At 72.2% G+C, this 17,670-nt stretch carries 18 protein-coding genes; 9 read left to right on the forward strand and 9 right to left on the reverse strand.

Going from position 1 to position 17,670, the window contains the following annotated elements; all coding sequences use genetic code 11:
* Window positions 1–41 precede the first annotated feature (41 nt).
* Together ACWENQ_RS14345 and ACWENQ_RS14350 are read left to right on the forward strand one after the other, a co-directional pair.
* A complete protein-coding gene (locus tag ACWENQ_RS14345) occupies window positions 42–1,574 on the forward strand; it encodes an MFS transporter (protein WP_452414445.1) in 1,533 nt (510 codons plus the stop codon).
* Window positions 1,575–1,597: 23 nt separating this feature from the next.
* The gene (locus ACWENQ_RS14350; RefSeq protein ID WP_452414447.1) at window positions 1,598–2,575 is read left to right on the forward strand and encodes a DoxX family membrane protein; all 978 of its coding nucleotides are present in this window, start codon (window positions 1,598–1,600) and stop codon (window positions 2,573–2,575) included.
* A 56-nt stretch (window positions 2,576–2,631) separates the two neighbouring features.
* On the opposite strand, the gene ACWENQ_RS14355 is transcribed toward ACWENQ_RS14350, so the two are convergent.
* Window positions 2,632–3,354, reverse strand: coding sequence for a VC0807 family protein (locus ACWENQ_RS14355; RefSeq protein WP_452414448.1), 723 nt, complete (start codon window positions 3,352–3,354; stop codon window positions 2,632–2,634).
* Window positions 3,355–3,373: 19 nt separating this feature from the next.
* Here ACWENQ_RS14355 and ACWENQ_RS14360 point away from each other — a divergent pair, with 19 nt between their 5' ends.
* Entirely contained in the window at window positions 3,374–4,231 is an 858-nt protein-coding gene (locus ACWENQ_RS14360) for a hypothetical protein (RefSeq protein ID WP_449927871.1), read from the forward strand.
* Window positions 4,232–4,341: 110 nt separating this feature from the next.
* Here the strand turns inward: ACWENQ_RS14360 and ACWENQ_RS14365 are convergent, their stop codons facing one another.
* The gene (locus ACWENQ_RS14365) at window positions 4,342–5,118 is read right to left on the reverse strand and encodes an enoyl-CoA hydratase-related protein (RefSeq protein ID WP_452414450.1); all 777 of its coding nucleotides are present in this window, start codon (window positions 5,116–5,118) and stop codon (window positions 4,342–4,344) included.
* Between the two features lie 93 nt (window positions 5,119–5,211).
* Between ACWENQ_RS14365 and ACWENQ_RS14370 the strand changes: the two genes are divergently transcribed.
* Window positions 5,212–6,546 (forward strand): aminotransferase-like domain-containing protein, encoded by a 1,335-nt coding sequence (locus ACWENQ_RS14370; protein WP_452414452.1) that lies wholly within the window; start codon window positions 5,212–5,214, stop codon window positions 6,544–6,546.
* Between the two features lie 134 nt (window positions 6,547–6,680).
* Here the strand turns inward: ACWENQ_RS14370 and ACWENQ_RS14375 are convergent, their stop codons facing one another.
* Window positions 6,681–7,649 carry a DMT family transporter gene (locus ACWENQ_RS14375; protein ID WP_452414454.1) on the reverse strand — a complete coding sequence of 323 codons (969 nt, stop codon included), beginning with the start codon at window positions 7,647–7,649 and terminating at the stop codon, window positions 6,681–6,683.
* 50 nt (window positions 7,650–7,699) lie between these two features.
* Window positions 7,700–8,200 carry a MarR family winged helix-turn-helix transcriptional regulator gene (locus ACWENQ_RS14380; RefSeq protein WP_452414456.1) on the reverse strand — a complete coding sequence of 167 codons (501 nt, stop codon included), beginning with the start codon at window positions 8,198–8,200 and terminating at the stop codon, window positions 7,700–7,702.
* Window positions 8,201–8,288: 88 nt separating this feature from the next.
* On the opposite strand from ACWENQ_RS14380, the gene ACWENQ_RS14385 reads away from it, so the two are divergent.
* Together ACWENQ_RS14385 and ACWENQ_RS14390 are read left to right on the forward strand one after the other, a co-directional pair.
* Entirely contained in the window at window positions 8,289–8,930 is a 642-nt protein-coding gene (locus ACWENQ_RS14385; RefSeq protein ID WP_354905137.1) for an FMN-dependent NADH-azoreductase, read from the forward strand.
* Between the two features lie 77 nt (window positions 8,931–9,007).
* Window positions 9,008–9,661: a class I SAM-dependent methyltransferase gene (locus tag ACWENQ_RS14390; protein WP_449927860.1), complete on the forward strand. Its 654-nt coding sequence runs from the start codon at window positions 9,008–9,010 to the stop codon at window positions 9,659–9,661.
* A 135-nt stretch (window positions 9,662–9,796) separates the two neighbouring features.
* On the opposite strand, the gene ACWENQ_RS14395 is transcribed toward ACWENQ_RS14390, so the two are convergent.
* Window positions 9,797–10,498, reverse strand: coding sequence for an SDR family NAD(P)-dependent oxidoreductase (locus ACWENQ_RS14395; protein ID WP_449927858.1), 702 nt, complete (start codon window positions 10,496–10,498; stop codon window positions 9,797–9,799).
* Between the two features lie 144 nt (window positions 10,499–10,642).
* Here ACWENQ_RS14395 and ACWENQ_RS14400 point away from each other — a divergent pair, with 144 nt between their 5' ends.
* Window positions 10,643–11,275 (forward strand): TetR/AcrR family transcriptional regulator, encoded by a 633-nt coding sequence (locus ACWENQ_RS14400; protein ID WP_452414458.1) that lies wholly within the window; start codon window positions 10,643–10,645, stop codon window positions 11,273–11,275.
* Window positions 11,276–11,291: 16 nt separating this feature from the next.
* Here the strand turns inward: ACWENQ_RS14400 and ACWENQ_RS14405 are convergent, their stop codons facing one another.
* Entirely contained in the window at window positions 11,292–12,230 is a 939-nt protein-coding gene (locus ACWENQ_RS14405) for a methionyl-tRNA formyltransferase (protein WP_452414460.1), read from the reverse strand.
* Between the two features lie 81 nt (window positions 12,231–12,311).
* Between ACWENQ_RS14405 and ACWENQ_RS14410 the strand changes: the two genes are divergently transcribed.
* Window positions 12,312–13,586, forward strand: coding sequence for a lysine N(6)-hydroxylase/L-ornithine N(5)-oxygenase family protein (locus tag ACWENQ_RS14410; RefSeq protein WP_452414462.1), 1,275 nt, complete (start codon window positions 12,312–12,314; stop codon window positions 13,584–13,586).
* Here ACWENQ_RS14410 and ACWENQ_RS14415 read toward each other — a convergent pair.
* Genes ACWENQ_RS14415 through ACWENQ_RS14425 form a run of 3 tightly spaced genes read right to left on the reverse strand, consistent with a single transcriptional unit; the run spans window position 13,552 to window position 16,487 of the window.
* Complete coding sequence (locus tag ACWENQ_RS14415) at window positions 13,552–14,394, reverse strand: ABC transporter ATP-binding protein (protein WP_449927850.1); 843 nt, start codon at window positions 14,392–14,394, stop codon at window positions 13,552–13,554. The genes ACWENQ_RS14410 and ACWENQ_RS14415 overlap by 35 nt on opposite strands.
* Window positions 14,391–15,464 (reverse strand): FecCD family ABC transporter permease, encoded by a 1,074-nt coding sequence (locus ACWENQ_RS14420; protein WP_452414464.1) that lies wholly within the window; start codon window positions 15,462–15,464, stop codon window positions 14,391–14,393. Before ACWENQ_RS14420 ends, ACWENQ_RS14415 begins: the two co-directional genes overlap by 4 nt.
* A gap of 3 nt (window positions 15,465–15,467) precedes the next feature.
* Window positions 15,468–16,487, reverse strand: coding sequence for a FecCD family ABC transporter permease (locus ACWENQ_RS14425; RefSeq protein WP_452414465.1), 1,020 nt, complete (start codon window positions 16,485–16,487; stop codon window positions 15,468–15,470).
* 138 nt (window positions 16,488–16,625) lie between these two features.
* Here ACWENQ_RS14425 and ACWENQ_RS14430 point away from each other — a divergent pair, with 138 nt between their 5' ends.
* The gene (locus ACWENQ_RS14430) at window positions 16,626–17,633 is read left to right on the forward strand and encodes an iron-siderophore ABC transporter substrate-binding protein (protein WP_452414466.1); all 1,008 of its coding nucleotides are present in this window, start codon (window positions 16,626–16,628) and stop codon (window positions 17,631–17,633) included.
* Window positions 17,634–17,670 lie beyond the last annotated feature (37 nt).

The raw sequence follows: 17,670 nt of genomic DNA on the forward strand, positions 1-17,670 counted from the left end.
CGCATGTTCCATGACCGAGGCGAACCTGTCATGGACGTCGCATGACGATCCTGCAGAGCGCGCCAGGTGTGCGGCGGGCCGAAACGGCGCGCGGGACCAACCGTTGGTCAATTCTGGTCCTGCTCTGCCTCAGCCTGCTCCTCATCACCGTGGACGCCACGGTGCTGCACATCGCCGTCCCCGCGTTGACGGCGGCGCTGGAGCCGTCCTCCGTCGAGCTGTTGTGGATCATCGACGCGTACTCGCTGGTCGTGGCCCCCCTGCTGATCATGTTCGGCACGCTCGGCGACCGCTACGGCCGAAAACGCCTGGTCCTGTGGGGATACGTGGTGTTCGGCCTGGCCTCCGCGGGCGCCGCGTTCGCGCCGACCCCGCTGACGCTCATCCTCGCGCGAGCCCTGCTCGGGGTCGGCGGCGCGATGATCATGCCGGCCACCCTGTCCATCATCCGCCAGGTCTTCACCGACCGGCGCGAGCGGGCGATCGCCCTCGGGGTCTGGAGCGCGGTGGCCGCCGCGGGCGCGGCCATCGGCCCGCTGATCGGCGGGCTGCTGGTCGAGCACTCCTGGTGGGGCGCCGTCTTCCTGATCAACGTGCCCATCCTGCTGGCCCTGCTGCCCGCCGCCCATCTCCTGCTGCCCGAGTCGCGGGAGCGCACGGGCCGTCCGTGGGACGCCACCAGCGCGGTCCTGTCCGTGCTGGGCATCCTGGCCGTCGCCTTCGGCATCAAGGAGGCGGGCTCCGGCCACCCGGGCGCCGTCGCCGTGCTGCTGGCGGGCGCGGCGCTGCTCGCGTGGTTCGTACGGCGGCAGCGGCGCCTGCCGTATCCCCTGCTCGACGTCGGCCTCTTCAGGGACAGGGCGTTCGCCACCGGCGTGGCGGGCGTGCTGCTCGGCGTCTTCTCCCTGGTCGGGCTGCAGCTCATGCTCGCCCAGTACCTGCAGCTGGTCCTCGGCGACAGCCCGCTGGGCGCGGCGCTCAGGATGCTGCCGCTGGTGCTGTCGGCGATCGCCGGAGGGCTGGCCGCCGCGGCGGTGCTGCGCAGGGTCGGCATGCGGGCCACGATGAGCGGCGGTCTCGCGCTGGTGGCGGTGTCGCTGACGCCGACCCTGGCGTGGGGCGTGGAGCCCCACTCGTTCCTGCTGGCGGTCTGCTTCGTCGGCATCGGCTTCGGACTGCAGGTGGCGCTGCTGGCCGCCTCCGACACGATCATGTCGGCCGCGCCGGAGTCGAGGGCGGGCGGCGCCGCCGCCATCGAGGAGACCGCCTACGAGCTCGGCGCCGGGCTCGGCGTCGCCGTCCTCGGCACGATCACCGCGGTGGTCTACGCGCCGGGCGTGCCCACCGTTACGGGGGTGCCCGCGCAGGCCATGGAGCAGGCGCGCCAGTCGATGGCCGCCGCGGCGCACGTGGCCAGGCAGACGGGCGGCGAGGCGGGAGCCGCGCTGCTCGAGGCGGCGCGGTGGGCGTTCGTCCACGCCCTGCACACGACGATCATCGTCTCCGTGGTCCTGCTCGCCGCAACCTCGGCCGCCGTGGCCGTGCTCATCCGGCGTGACCGAGGTTTGGAATGACCCGCTCAGGTCACAGGAATACCGTGAGACGGACCCTCCACGATCTCGCCACGCTCGCCGCCAGATTAGGGGTCGGCGGGCTCTTCTTCGCCAACGGCTGGCACAAGCTCGAAGTGGGCCTGACCGCCACCGGCGCCCAGTTCGCCGCCCAGGGCGCCCCCGCGCCGGGGGCATGGGCGGCGATCACCATGCTCACCGAGCTGATCGGCGGCGCGCTGCTGGTGGCCGGGCTGTTCACGCCGGTGCTGGGGCTGCTGCTGTTCGCCGAGACGCTGGCCGTCTTCCTGGTCGCCCGGCCGCTGAACCCGGTCGACACCAACCTGGTCGTGGCGCTGGGCGCGGCGTCCGTCCTGCTGGCGGTGACGGGAGCGGGGCGGATCTCGGTGGACCACATGGTGGTGATCAGACGCCGGGAGGCCCAGGCGGCCGACGAGTTCGCGGCCGACAACGAGGCCGACTCCGTCATCGACGCCCTGCGCGAGCCCGGCACCTCCCGCGACCGCGAGTCCAGCCGGGACGGCGAGACCGCCCGCGACCGCGAGTCCGGCCGGGACGGCGAGACCGGCCGTGACCGCGAGGTGATCGGTGACCACGAGATCGTGCGTGACCGGGCGGAGGCCCGTGACCAGCGTGATCGTGCGGGGGCCCGTGACGGCGAGGGTTCGGGCGGTTCCGAGACCTTTCGCGAGCACGGCGTGAGCGCGGCGGGCGCGAGCGGTCCCGCGGCCGTGGCGCCGGGACGGGCATCCAGGTCCGCCGCGCCCGCGGCGCCGTCCCCGGTGCCTCCCCCTGCGTCATCCCCGCCGGCGTCTCTGGCGGCGGGTGGGGACGGCGGGGCCGGCGAGGACACCGCGCCGCATCCGCGACCGGGCCGCTCCTCCGGGTCCGAAGCCGTCGAGCCGCCGCTGCCGGGCGACACCCTCGTGGCGGGCCGGAAGGCCACCGACGGCACCAAGGGCGGGCGCGGCCGGTCACGGAAGCGCGTCGACCCGGCCGGGTAAGCGGTCCCGGCCGCCTACCGCCCGCCATCACAGCTGGACAACCGCGATCCGTCGGGTCAGCCCTCGGCCGACTGGGGTCCGGCGGGCATCGGGGCCGTGCTCTGCTGCTTCTCGATCGTCATGGCCGCCGTCGCGGCGGCCGAGCGAGCACGGCCCCGTTTCGCCATGAAGATCGTCCATGTCACCAACGCCGCCACCACCGCGATCGGCAGCACGTTGTTGACCAGGAGCATCGTCGCGGTCGGCAGCACATAGGTCAGGGGGATGCGCACGATCGCCTCCAGCAGGAAGCTCACCCCCCACACCGTCGTCATCAGGTACTGGGTGCGGCGGAAGCCGGGGTACTGCCACAGGCCGTTCCAGGCGGCGAGACCCTCGGGCGTGCCGTCGGTGCCGAACTTGCGGCCCAGATAGAACATGATCGGCCGGCGCAGGGCCAGGCTGCCCAGGAACGTCAGCCCCAGCAGCCCGGTGATCGCCGAGTCCTTGACGAAGAACAGCTCGGTCGTGTTGTAGGCGACCGCGCTCAGCGCGCCGAGCAGGAGCAGGACCAGCATCATCAGTCCGAATTCGTCCACCCGCCGTTTGACCGCCAGGTACAGGACCAGATCCCCGACCGGCCACAGCGAGGCCAGCAGCAGCGCGGTGACCGGGGCGAAGCCGCGGTCGGTCAGCATCCCGTAGGTCACGAACGGCAGGACCACGCCGAACAGGATCGAGGGGACGAGATTCACCAGCACCGCCCCACCTCTGCCGCCCTGCGCCTTGTTGTGTGTCATCTCGATCCCCACTCGTCATATGTCGACTAAGCTCACGAACGTGAGCAAAAGCGTAACAGGTCAGCAGGGTCCGGCAAATGTCTCACGCGGTGCCAACATTGGACTTGTCCCGTTCCTCTATGGGGTGGCGGGCCGCGAGGAGCTACCCGGAACCGTCCTGACACGGCTCCTCACCGACGTGGGACTGACCGAGGGCGCGGCGCGTTCGCTGATCGCCCGGATGCGGCGTGACGGCCTGCTCGCCGCCACGCCGCGCGGCCGGGGGGCCGACTACCACCTGGCCGGGAACTTCCTGGCCGACTTCCGGCGGGCCCGGGACCGGCGAGCCGGGCCGCCGCCGGTCTGGGACGGCTACTTCCACGCGGTCTTCTACACCGTCCCGGAGTCCCAGCGCGCCTACCGCGACCGGCTGCGCCGCGCCGCCACCCTCGCCCGTTACGGGCTCATGCAGCCAGGCGTGTTGATCTCACCGGCCGACCGCCGCGCCCACCTGCTGGAGGAACTGGGCGGCCAGCCGCCCGCGGGGACCGTCTACTACGGACGCGTCGGGCTGTCGACGGCGGACGCGGCCGACGTCGCCCATCGCGCCTGGGAACTGGGCGAACTGAACAGCCGCTTCCACGAGCACGCCGTTCGGCTGCGAGCCGCCGCCCGGGAGCCGATGACACCTGTCGAGCCGAACGGCGCAGCGCTGGCGGCCTACATCCGGCTGTTCGGGGGCGCGTTGGTGGACACCCTGCGGGCGCCCCCGCTACCGCAGGAGTTGTTGCCTGACGACTGGGGGCTGCCCGCCCTGCACGCCGCGATAGGCGAGGTGTTCGCCCGCTTCGGGCCGCCGTCGCAGGAGTACGTGGCGCGCGTCCTCGCCGGGTCCTGACACGACCGTCACTCGCATGACGCCGGCCGTTCGGCCGTCGCTTCGCCGTGCTCGCGCGACATTCCAGGGACAGTCGCGGAACACGGTCGCCGCGGTGTGTCTCCTGCGGGCTAGCCGGACACGGCGGAGCGGTCGAGGAACCGGCGCAGCCCGGTCCGTACGCCGTCGGTGGGCACGGTCGCGGCGAAGCAGGCCGCCTCGACCGCGAGCCCTTCGTCGATCGGCAGGTTGACGCCCCGGGTGACCGCGCGCAGGCAGGCCGCCACGGCGGTCGGCGCGTGCCGGACGATCCGGGCGGCCAGGTTCCGTGCGGCGTCGAGGAGGTCGTCGGCGGGTACGACGGCGTTGACGAGGCCGATCTCGGCGGCGCGGGCGGCCGGGATCGGGTCGCCGGTCAGGATCATCTCCAGGCCGCGCTTGCGTCCGACGTGGCGCGGCAGCCGCTGGGAGCCGCCGAACGGCGGAGGGAAGCCGAGGGTGATCTCGGGCTTGGCGAACATCGCGTGCTCGGCCGCGATCGCGAGCGGGGCGGCCTCGACGATCTCGCAACCGCCGCCGTAGGCGAGGCCGTTGACCGCGACGATCACCGGCTTGGGGAACTCCTCGATCCGCCGGGTCAGCCCGTGGCCACGCCGGACGATCTCGCGCAGGGCGCGCTCGCTCCCGCCCGCGATGCTCCGCGCGAGAGAAGGGATGTCCGCGCCCGCGCTGAACGCCCTGTGGCCGGCGCCGGTCACGATGACGGCGCGGGCGCGGTCGTCGGACTCGATGCGGTCGAGCGCGGCCAGCAGCGCATCGATCGTCGGGTAATCCAGGGCGTTGAGTTTCCGTTCCCGATCGATGGTGATCGTGACGAGATGGTCGTCTTGGTGGATGTGGACGGTCATACCTGGGCTCCGTTCGCTCGCGCGTGGACGCACCGAGGTTAGGAGCCATAATCTAGGACCGATCCACTTATTGTCCTAGATACAAGGTCCGGTATGCGGCCACCGTCCTACAGGGCCGTCGTCGACGAGTACGTCGCGGCGATCCGCTCCGGCGTGCTCCCCGCCGGTACCCGCCTGCCGACGCACCGCGATCTGGCTCGCGAGCGGCGGATCGCGCTGGCCACGGCCAGCCGGGTCTACGCCGAGCTGGCCGCCATGGGGCTGGTCGTCGGCGAGCCGGGGCGCGGGACGTTCGTCCGGGTCCTGTCCGGCTACGACGGGTTGGAGCCATCGCGCGCTCTGCCGGTGCCGCGCGTGGCCGACCTGTCGTTCAATCAGCCGCTGGCCGACGGGCAGGCCGATCTGCTGCGCCTGGCCCTGCGCGCCCTTGCGACGTCGGGCGAGGTGGAGTCGCTGCTCCGGCAGGACCCGCCGGGCGGGCGCGGGCATCACCGGGCGATCGTGGCCACCTACCTGCTCGGCCGCGGGATCGACACCGTGCCGGCGAACGTCCTGCTGGCGAGCGGAACCCAGCAGGCGCTCGACACCGTGCTCCGCGCGCTCACCCGGCCCGGCGACGTCCTGGCCGTCGACGCGCTCACCTATCCCGGCATCACGGCTCTCGCCTCGGCGCACGGCCTCGACCTCGCTCCGATCCCCGTGACGGCGACGGGTCCGGACCTCGACGCGCTCGACCGGCTGTGCCGTACGCGGCCCGTCCGCGCGATCTATGCGATCCCCACCGTGCACAACCCACTCGGCTGGGTGCTCGACCGAGACCAGCGCGCCCGCCTCGTCGCCACAGCCCGCGCCTGCGACTGCGTGATCGTCGAGGACGGCACGTACGCGTTCCTCGAGGCCGCACCGCCCCCTCCGTTGCAGGCCCTGGCCCCCGAACGCACCTGCTACGTCGCCGGCCTGTCGAAGAACGTGGCGACCGGCCTGCGGTTCGGCTTCGCCGTGGTCCCCGACCGGCACGTCCGGGCCGTCACCAGGAGCCTGCGCGTGGCGGCTTGGGGCGCGCCGGGACTCATCACCGCACTCGCCACCGGCTGGATCGCCGACGGCACGGTCGGGCAGCTGGAGAAGGCCCGTCGCCAGGACGCCGCCGCCCGGCAGGACATCGCCCGCGCCGCGCTCGCCGGCATGGACGTCACGGCACACCCGGCGTCCTACGTGGTATGGCTCGGCTTGGCGCCGCACCAGCGTCCCGACCACGTCACGGCCGTGCTCGCGGAGGAAGGGATCCTCGTGTCCACCGCCGACGCCTTCGCCACCGGGCCTTACCGTCCCCGCGCGCTCCGGCTGGCGCTGGGCACGCCACCACTGGGCGAGCTCGGGCCGGCGTTGCACCGCCTGCGGGACGCGATCGAGGCGATCCCGCCGTAACCGCCGTCGGGGCGGATACCGCCCGGACCAGGTCCTCCTCTTCGCCGTCCATGCGCCCAGGTGCTGCGACCACGACGGCGTCCGGCCGCTCAAGGAACCCATGGGTCGTTTCCCGTCGCGGCCGGTGCACGCCATCACGTCCTGGAGGGGATCGTGGGTTCGGGTTCGGGTTCGGGTTCGGTCCGGGGCGCCGCGGCGGCCGGGGTACGGCCGAGGCGGACCATCCCCTGGGTCATCGCGATGGCCAGCAGGATCACCACCGCGCCCACCGGCTGGTTCCAGGTGAGGCCCTCCCCCAGCACGAGCACCCCCGACACGACCGCGAACACCGGCAGCAGGTAGGTCACCGTCGAGGTGGTGGTCACCCCCGCCCTGGCCTGCACGCCGTACAGCAGCAGGTAGGCGACGCCGGTGCCGAGCCCGCCGAGGCCGAGCATGCTCCACCAGACCGCGGGCGGCGCGGACAGGTCGACCAGCGGCACTCCCGCCAGCGAGGTGATCACCGCGAGCTGGAGGGTGCCGCTCATCAGCTGCCCCGTGGCGAGCACGACGGGCGCCTCGGTGCGGCGTCCGGTGACGAAACGGCCGAGGTAGGAGCCGCCGATGCCGTAGCAGAGGGCCGCGCCGAAGCAGGCCAGGCTGCCGCCGAGCTGGCCGCCGTCCATGGGCTGCCACACGCCGAGCACCACCATGACGCCCGCGAATCCGAGGCCGAGCCCGGCGACCCTGCCGGCGTTCGGCTTCTCGGTGCGCAGCAGCAGCGTGAAGGCGAGCGTGCACAGCGGGGTGGTGGCGTTCCAGATGGCGGCCACGACCGAGGAGACGTACTGCTCGCCGTAGGCGAAGAGGGTGAACGGCAGCGTGGTGAGCACCACGGAGGCCACCTGGAAGTGTCCCCACAGGCGCGGATCGCGTGGCAGCGCCTTGCGGCTGACGGCCAGGGCGGCCAGCAGGGTCGCCGCGCCGATGGCCATCCGACCGAAGGAGATCTGGAGGGGATGCAGGGCGCCGACGGCCACCTTGATGAAAAAGAAGCTGTTGCCCCAGATGAGGGCGAGCAGCAGGAAAGCGGGCAGCCAGCGGCCCATGGGGGTGCTCTTCACGAGGTCATGAGCGTAGCGATGAGCCACGCGCACGATGTAGGGAAATATCCCTATTTGTCCGCGACGGCCTCGGCGGCCACGCAGGCGTCGTGCTCGTTGCCGCCGTTGGCCAGATGGTGGGCGGCCAGACGCCGGAGCATGTCGCGGAAGCGCCCGCGCTCGTCGGGGTCGAGCGCGCGCAGCACGTGCTCGTCGACCAGACCGAGCACCCGCGCGGCCTCCTCGAGCCTGGCCCTGCCCGCGTCGGTGGCGACGATGACCCTGCTGCGCCTGTCGTTGGGGTCGGGCATGCGCTCGACCAGCCCCGCGGCCACGAGCTGGTCGACCAGATAGACCATCACGGTGCGGTCGAGGCCCAGCTGGTTGGCCATGTCGATCTGGTTGCGGGCGCAGCCGTTGACCGCCGCGTGGACCACCATGTAGCCGCGCTGGGAACCGGGGAAATCGGCGAGCGCGTGCTGCGCGGCCGTCAGGTGCGCGTGGAAGACCTGTCCCATGAGCCACCCCAGGTTGGTGTCGAATCCGGCGGGGAGCCCGTGCTCAGTCTTCATGGCCCGATGTTACTTCACTTGACAGATAAGCCGATGGACAGACAATCTGTCTCACAGATTATCTTTTCAACAGACGAAAGGGATCATCGTGGCTCATCTGCTGCACATCGACGCCTCCGCCGTACCCGCCGGCTCGGTCTCCCGCGGGGTGGCCGAGACGTTCAAGGACGCGTGGGAGGGCACCGTCGCCTACCGCGACCTGGGCTCCCGGCCGATCCCGCACCTGACGGCCTCAGGCATCAGCGCCCGCCTCACCCCCGCCCAGGACCACGACGCCGAGCAGGCGACGGCCTCCTTCCTGCAGGACGCGCTGGTGCGCGAGCTCCTGGAGGCGGACGCGTACCTGTTCGCGGTGCCGATGTACAACTTCGGCGCCCCGTCGACCTTCAAGGCGTGGCTGGACCAGGTCCTGATCCCCGGCCGGACGTTCGGGATGAGCCCGGCCGACAGTCCCGTCGCCGGCCGTCCGGCGACGCTCGTCCTGTCGCGCGGCGGCGCGTACGGCCCCGGCACGCCGAGGGAGGGCTGGGACTTCGCCGACCCCTACCTGCGCAAGATCCTGACCGAGGTGTTCGGCCTGGACCTCCACGTCATCACCGCCGAGCTGACGCTGGCCGAGACCACGCCCGCGATGGCGCCGCTGCGGGAGGCGGCGGCCGCCTCTCAGGCCGCCGCGCACGCCGCGGCCAGGGAGCACGCGCGCAGGCTCAGCGGAGCGGCACTCGTCTGACGGCCCGCCGCCTCGGGGCCGCGGCGGCCGTCCGGGAAGGCCTCGGCCGCGGCCCCGGAGGACTACGGTGGTCACCCGTGATCGAACCGGACTTCCTTCGCGCCACCCGCGCGGCCTACGACCTGGCCGCCGTTCCGTACACCGAGTTCAACAGCACGGTGTTCCCGACCCTGACCTTCGACCATGCCATGATCGCCGTGTTCGCCGACGTCGTGCGGGCGGCGGGGGGCGGGCCGGTCGCCGACCTCGGCTGCGGGCCCGGCCACGTGACGGCGCAGCTGCACGATCGCGGGCTGCCCGCCTTCGGCGTCGACCTGTCGCCGGAGCTGATCGCGCTGGCCCGCCGGGCGCACCCGGAGCTGCGGTTCGAGGTGGGCTCGATGGACGCCCTCAATCTGACGGACGGTTCCCTCGCCGGGATCCTGGCCCGGTACTCGATCATCCACACCCCGCCGGAGCGGCTGCCGGAGATCTTCGCCGAGTTCGGCCGGGTGCTGGCTCCGGGCGGCCACCTGCTCGTCTCCTTCCAGGCCCACGAGGATCCGGCGGGGCCGGCGGAGATGTTCGACCACAAGGTGACCCCGGCCTACCGGTGGCCGCCCGACCGGATCGCGGGCCTGCTGCGCGAGGCCGGGATCGCCGAGGTGGCCCGGCTGGTGTCGGCCCCGGAGGAGGACGCCCAAAGGGGCTTCCCGCAGGCCCACCTGCTGGCCCGCAGGCGGGCCGGCTGAGCCCGGTCGGCCCGCACAAGGACGTGCGTGCGGGCCGAGCGCCGGGACGTGCGGGCGGCACGCGGAGACGTGCGGGCGGCATCGGGGACATGCGGGCGGCACGCGGGGACGTGCGGGCCGACCGCGGGTATCGGGTCAGGCGAAGGCGCTGAACGTCGTCTCGGCGCGGTCGCGCGTGGTGTACATCTGCCACGCGGCGTCGGCGATGGCGTCGGGGTTCAGCGTCTTGTCCCCCACGTCGCCGAACTGCTCCGGCTGCGACGTGACCAGCTGGTGGATGTCGCCGCGCTCGATCAGCCCGCCGATGGTGAGCATCCCGGCGTAGACCCCCGTTCCCGCCAGTCCCGCGTTGAGGGTCAGGACGTAGTTGCGCAGCGCCGCCGAGGAGACGGCCAGGTCGCCGAGCGCGGGCATCGGCACGGCGGCGCTGAGCCCGCCCGCGAACAGCAGCCCGCCCGCGCCGCGCTCGATCATGCCGGGCAGCACCGTGCCGGTCACGTCGATGGCCGGGTACACCCAGCTCATCGCCTCCCGCACCCCGGCCGTGTCGGCCTCGGTGATCGGCCTGGGCCGGGGCCCGTCGATCGCGCCGGGACCGTAGTAGATCAGGTCGATGCCGCCGTACCGCGCGGTGACGGCCTCCAGCGCCGAGCGGAGCTGGTCGCCGTCGCGGACGTCGGCGGGGAAGGAGGCGGCCTCGATCCCCTCCTCGGCCAGGCCGGCGATGTACCCCGCGTGCCTGGCGCCGGTACGGGAGACCAGGGCGACGGTGTGGCCTTCGCGGCCGAAGCGGTGGGCGACGGACAGCCCGAGGCCGGGCCCCACCCCGATGACCACAGCCGTCCCGCGGGCGGTTTGAGACGTGGAAAAGGACACAGTGCTGCCTTCCGAGTCGCAGTGACAAATAACTCGAGGGCGCCCTCAGGTTATGTCGACGGTAACATAATCTGAGGGCGCCCTCGAGTTAATGGGATGGGAAACATGGCCACGGGATCACGACCCCTGCGCGCCGACGCCGCACGCAACCGCGACAAGCTGCTGGTCACCGCGACCCAGCTGTTCGGTGAACGCGGCCTCGACGTGCCGCTGGAAGAGATCGCCCGCACGGCCGGGGTCAGCATCGGGACGCTCTACAACCACTTCCCCACCAGGGAGGCCTTCTTCGACGCGATCTTCCCCGAACGGCTGGCGGCCCTGGACCGGATCGCCGCCGCGGCCCTGGAGGACCCCGATCCGTGGAACGGCTTCGCCGGCTTCCTGGAAGGGCTCTTCGCGCTACAGGCCGAGGACCGCGGGCTCAACGACGCGCTCGCCCGGCGCTTCCCCAGCACCTCCGAGGTGAGCGACGCCTGCCACCGCGGCCTGCGGGACGTGGACCAGGTCATCGAGCGGGCCAGGCGAAGCGGGCAGTTGCGCGCCGACTTCACGGCACAGGACGTGGCGACGCTGGTCTGGGCGATGTCGCAGGTGATCAGGGAGTCGACGGGGGTGGCACCCCAGGCCTGGCGGCGGTGCCTGTCCTTCTTCCTGGACGGCCTGCGCACCGAGGCCGCCCATCCCATGACGCCGGCGCAGCCGGAGCAGGCCGGCCGCGCGACGGCGGACAGACCCTGAGCCCCGGCGGACGGTCCTAGCGGAGGTAGCCGCCCATCGTCGTGAAGAACTCCGTCGCGGGCAGCTCGACGTCGTCGTCCGTGCGGACCCGCTCGATCACCAGGCCCTGGCTGCGGCCGCGCCGGGCGTCGGCACCGGCGACGATGACCACGCCGTCGCCCTCGCGGATGAACACCCTGCCGGGCGTGCCGCCGTACCTGCCCCGGGAGACCGAGGCGCGCAGCACCCTGATGCGCGTGCCGTTGTAGTGGGTGAAGGCGTTGGGGTACGGGTCGGACTGGGCGCGGACCAGCCGGGCGATCTCCTCGGCGCTCCACGTCCAGTCGATCCTGCTGTCCTCGATCGAGCGCTTGTGGAAGAAGCTGGCCTTCGAGCGGTCCTGCGACGTCCAGTCCGTCCGGCCGGAGGCGATGAGCTCGAGCGACTCGGCGACGATGGGGCCGATCAGGTCGACCGTGCGGTGGAACAGGTCGGTGGCGGTGTCGTCGGGGCCCACCGGTACGGCGCGCTGGAGCACGATGTCACCCGCGTCCAGGTCGGCGTCCATCATGTGCGCGGTGACGCCGACCTCCTTCTCGCCGTTGACGAGCGCCCAGATGATCGGGGAGAACCCGGCGTAGGCCGGCAGCAGCGAGTCGTGCACGTTGAGCGTGCCGTGACGGGGCAGGGCGAAGATCTCCGGCGGGATCCACGTGCGCCAGTTGTTGGCGACGACGAGGTCGGGGTCGGCCTCCTTGAGCCTGGTCATCAGCTCCTCGTCGCCTGGCCGGTCGCGCACCAGGACCGGGACACCGTGCTCCGTGGCCAGGTCGGCGACCGAATCGCCCCAGATCCGCTCGTAGGCGTGCTCGCTCTTGGGATGCGTCACGACGAGGGCCACCTCGTGGCCCGAGTCCAGCAGCGCTCGCAGCGTGCGGTGGCCCCACGTCTGGTAGCCGAACATCACGACCCGCATGGCGTCTCCTTGTAGGGGGGATCGGAAAAGGTTAGGCTCGCCTTAATTAGGAGAGGCTAACCTAACCATGGAAGGTCATCAATGCCCTCGTCGGAGCACCACGTCCACGATCTCGTGGGCATCGGTTTCGGTCCCTCCAATCTCGCCCTGGCCATCGCGTTACGGGAACACGCCCCGCTCGACGCGGTCTTCTTCGAGAAGCAGCCGGCCTTCGGATGGCATCGCGGCATGCTGATGGAGGGCACGACGATGCAGGTGTCCTTCCTGAAGGACCTGGTCACCATGCGCAACCCGGCCAGCCCGTTCAGCTTCCTGAGCTACCTGAGCGACAAGGGCCGGCTGGTCGACTTCATCAACCACAAGACGATGTTCCCCTCGCGCCTGGAGTTCCACGACTACCTCGAATGGGCCGCGGCCTCCTTCGCCGACCAGGTGGAGTACCGGTCCGAGGTCGTCGCCGTCACCCCCGTGACCGTCGACGGCGTGATCGAGTACCTCGACGTGGTGGTACGCCAGGGCGGCTGCTCCGACGAGCTGACCACCAGGAGGACCAGGAACGTGGTGATCGCCGCGGGCCTGGACCCGGTGCTGCCGCCGGGCGTGGTGAGCGACGAGCGCGTCTGGCACAGCGAGGAGCTCCTCGACCGGCTGCCCACGCTGCGCGAGCCGCGGCGCGTGGTCGTGGTGGGCGCGGGCCAGAGCGCGGCCGAGGTGACCGACCACCTGCACAGCACCTTCCCCGGCGCTGAGGTGTGCGCCGTCTTCGCCAAGTACGGCTACACGCCCGCCGACGACAGCTCGTTCGCCAACCGCATCTTCGACCCCGCCGCCGTCGACCACTTCTACACCGCGCCGGACGAGGTGAAGCGGCGGCTGCTGGACTACCACGCCTCCACCAACTACTCGGTGGTCGACCTGGAGCTCATCGACGAGCTCTACCGGCGCCACTACCAGGAGAAGGTGCGCGGCGTGGAGCGGCTGCGGATCCTCAACGCCTCCCGGGTGGTGGAGGTCGCCGAAGGGCCCCGGGTGACGGTGGAGTTCCTGCCGACGGGAGAGCGCACGGTCCTGGAGGCCGACCTGCTGGTCTACGCGACCGGTTACCGTCCCGGCGACCCGCTGACGCTGCTGGGCGAGGCCGGCGAGCACTGCCTGCGGCTGCCGGACGGCGGCCTGCGGATCGAGCGCGACTACCGCGTCGCCACGACGGAGGCGATGCGCTGCGGCATCTACGTGCAGGGCGCCACCGAGCACACCCATGGCATCACCTCGACGCTGCTGTCGAACACCGCCGTGCGGGTGGGCGAGATCGTCCACTCGATCAGCCGCGCGCGTTCCTACGCGGGCCGGCGCTGACGCCGCCGTCGTGGTGGCGGCCGATCGGGATGATCAGCGGGGTTCCGCTGACCGGGTCGGCCGCCACCTGGCAGCGCATGCCGAAGACGTGCTCGACCAGCTCGGCGTCGATCACGTCGGCGGGCGGCCCCTCCGCCACGACGCGCCCGGCCCTCATCACGATCAGCTGGTCGGCGTACCTGCAGGCCTGGTTGAGGTCGTGCAGGACCATGACGACCGTGCGGCCCTGGTGGCGGTTGAGGTCGACGACCAGGTCGAGGACGTCGATCTGGTGGGCCAGGTCGAGGTAGGTCGTCGGCTCGTCGAGCAGCAGCACGGGCGTGCCCTGGGCGACCGCCATGGCGATCCAGGCCCGCTGCCGCTGGCCGCCGGACAGCTCGTCCAGCGGCCGGTCGGCGTGTTCGAGCATGCCGGTGGCCACCAGCGCGTGCGTGACCGCGTCCTGGTCGGCCGACGACCACTGCCGCCACCAGGTCTGGTGCGGTGAGCGGCCCTGCCCGACCAGGTCGGTGACGGTCAGCCCCTCGGGCGCGACGGGCGACTGCGGCAGGATGCCGAGGCGCCGGGCGACCTGCCGGGTGGGCATGGTGTGGATGGCGCGGCCGTCCAGGTGCACCGCGCCGTCGCGGGGGGCCAGCAGCCGGGCCAGGGCGCGCAGCAGCGTGGACTTGCCGCAGGCGTTCGCGCCGATGACGGCGCTGATCCTGCCCTGCGGGATCTCCAGGTCAAGGCCGTCGACGACGACGCGGTCGTCATAGGCGAGCGTCAGCCCGCTGGCCCGCAGCGACGGGTACGTCACGTGTCTCATCCTCCCGTGCCCCGCCGGTTGGCCCGGCTGAGCTGCCACAACAGGAACGGCGCGCCGAGCACGCCCGTCACCACCCCGACGGGCAGCACGGAGTCGGCCATGAGGCGCTGGCTGACCAGATCGGCGACCAGGACGACCACCGAGCCCGTGAGAGCCGAGGCGGTCGCGGGCGGGCCTGCGGTGCGGGCCATGCGCTGGGCGATCTGCGGCGCGGCCAGCGCGACGAACAGGATCGGCCCGGCCGCGGCGGTGGCGAAGGCGGCCGCCGCGGCGGCGCACAGCAGCAGGGCCAGGCGGGTGCGCTGCACGGGGGTGCCGAGCCCGCCGGCCACGTCGTCGCCCAGGCGCAGCGTCCTCAGCAGCCGTACCAGCAGGAGCACCGCGGGCAGCAGGACGGCGAGCGTCACGGCAAGCGGCCCCGCCTGTGCCCACCCCCGGTCGTTGAGATTGCCGACCAGCCAGCCCAGCACCTTCTGCGCCTGGTGGAGCTCCGCCCTGCTCAGCAGGTAGGAGGTGAGGCTGACGCACATCCAGCTGACCCCGATGCCCACCAGCACGATCCGGTAGCCGGTGGTGCCGCGCTTCCAGGCCAGCAGGTAGATCAGCACGCCCACGGCGACGGCGCCCGCCAGGCCGAGCCACTGGAGCCCCAGACCGGCGCCGGCGCCGAGCACGATGCCCGCGGCGACGGCGGCGCCCGCGCCCTGGGTGATGCCCAGCATGTCGGGGCTGGCCAGCGGGTTGCGAGTGACGGCCTGGAAGATCGCGCCCGACAGCCCGAGGGCGGCCCCGGCCAGCAGACCCACCACGGCCCTGGGCAGCCGCAGCTCCCACACCACGAACAGGTCGGCCCGCTCCCCCTCCCCCGCCAGCGCGCGGACGACGGCGGCGGGCGCAAGCGCGTAGTCGCCCGCGCCCGCGCCGACGGCCAGGCAGAGGACGGCGAGCGTCACGAGGGCGAGCAGCAGCCAGGTCAGCACGAGCCTGGGGCGCAGCACGCCGGAGACGGCGGGCCGGTCCACCCGGAAGGCCAGGCGGTCGCGCGAGCGCGTGAGATGCGGTCCGGGCATCGGCTACAGCTCCGCGAGCCTGCGGCGGCGGACCATGGCGATGAAGAACGGCGCGCCGAGGAAGGCGGCCACCAGGCTGACGTCGAGCTCGGTGGGGCGCACGACGACGCGGCCGAGGATGTCGGCCACCAGCAGCAGGCAGGGCGCCAGCAGCATCGAGGCGGGCAGCAGCCAGCGGTGGTCCGGGCCGGTGACGATTCTCACCAGGTGCGGGACGACGAGCCCGACGAAGACGATCGGTCCGGTGACCGCCACGGTCGCCCCGGTCAGCACGGTCACCGCGAGCGCACCGCGCAGCCGTACGGACACGAGGCCGCGGCCGAGGGCGGCGGCGACGTCGTCGCCGAGGGACAGGCTGTTGAGCGCGGGCGCGGTGCTCAGCGCCAGCACGGCGCCGCAGGCGAGGAACGGCAGGAGCACCAGCAGCGTCCCGCCGTCGTGCCCGGTCAGCGAGCCGGCCGACCAGTACCTGTAGCGGTCGAGCGCCTCGGGGTCGGTCAGCGCGATGCCGCCGGTCAGCGAGTCGAGCAGGTAGGTCACGGCCACGCCCGCCAAGGCGAGCTTGACCGGCGCGGCGCCGCCTCTGCCCCTGCTGCCCAGCAGGTAGACCACGGCACTGGCGACCGCCGCGCCGCCGAAGGCGAACCAGACCGACGACAGCAGGCCGCTGACACCGAGCGCGGCCGCGGCGACCACGACGCCGAAGGCGGCGCCCGCGCTCACGCCGAGCAGGCCGGGATCGGCCAGCGGGTTGCGGGTCAGCCCCTGCATGACGGCTCCGGCCAGGCCGAGGGCCGCTCCGGCGAGCACGGCGACCAGGGTGCGGATCAGCCGCGTCCCGCCGACGATGGCCGCGACCTCGGGGTCGACGGCGGCCGGATCGGCCAGGGCCGTCCAGACCTGGCCGAGCGGGATCGCCCTGCTGCCGACGGCCAGGGACAGCGCGCAGAGCACGACCAGGACCCCCGCGCTCGCCGCGATCAGGAGCGGCCGCCGTGCCGCGGCGGTTCTCTGCTGTGTCACGAAGATCCGATCGTTCGCTTTTTAGGTTAGGCATACCTCACTCATTCGCCTCGCGCAAGACTTTTCCGGCGATTGAAGATAGGTAAGGCTTACCTTAGTCTGCGTGCCGGTGACACTTCAGATCCGGAAGAGGAAACTATGTCCAAGCGTCTCTCGACAGTGCTCGCCGCACTGGCGCTGACCGTCGCCGCCGGCTGCGGCAGCCCCACCCCGGCCGGTACGGCGGAGCCCGCCCCCGCCTCGTCCGCCCCGGCGGCCGGATCGGCCTTCCCGGTGAAGGTCGAGCACATGTACGGCACGACCGAGATCGCCAAGCGTCCCGAGCGGATCGTCACCATCGGCCTGAGCGACCACGAGCCCGTCCTCGCGCTCGGCTTCAAGCCGGTCGGCGTCGTGGACTGGTTCCAGCGCAGCCCGTTCTCCGACTGGCCCTGGACCAAGGACAGGTGGGGCGGCACCGAACCCACCGTGCTCGGCCTGCGCGAGGACGGCGTCAAGTTCGAGAAGCTGGTCGCGCTCAAGCCCGACCTCATCTTCGCCATGTACTCCGGCATCCAGAAGGAGCACTACGACAAGCTGTCGCAGATCGCTCCCGTCGTCGCCCAGCCGAAGGGCTTCGACCCCTATGGCGCCCCGTGGCAGGAGATGACGCTGCTGGCCGGCCGCGCCCTCGGCGAGGAGGACACGGCCAGGAGGCTCATCGCCGGCATCGCCGACCGGTTCGCGAAGGTCCGGGCCGACAACCCGCAGTGGAAGGGGCTGACGGCCGTCGCCGCCGACAGCTTCAAGGCCGGGCAGTACTCGGCCTTCCAGAAGGGCGACCCCAAGTCGGCGTTCCTGGCCGAGCTGGGCTTCACCGTCCCGGAGGAGATCACCAGGCAGGCCGGCACGTCCAACGTGGCCGAGTTCGGCTCCGAGGGGCTGAGCCTGCTGGAGGTCGACCGCCTCGTCTGGCTGACCACCGGCAAGCAGCCGTGGGAGCGGATCAGGAACGACAGCGTCTACAAGCAGCTGAAGGTCGCCAGGCAGGGCCGCGACCTCTTCCTGACCTACCAGGACCCGCCGATCGGCGCGGCGCTCTCCTTCAACACGGTGCTGAGCATCCCCTACGCCATCGACCAGATCGTGCCGCTTCTCAAGAAGTGATCCCCGGCCGGCCCGGCCCACCCTGATTCCCGCAGAG

The organism is Nonomuraea sp. NPDC004354 (genome assembly GCF_053602555.1).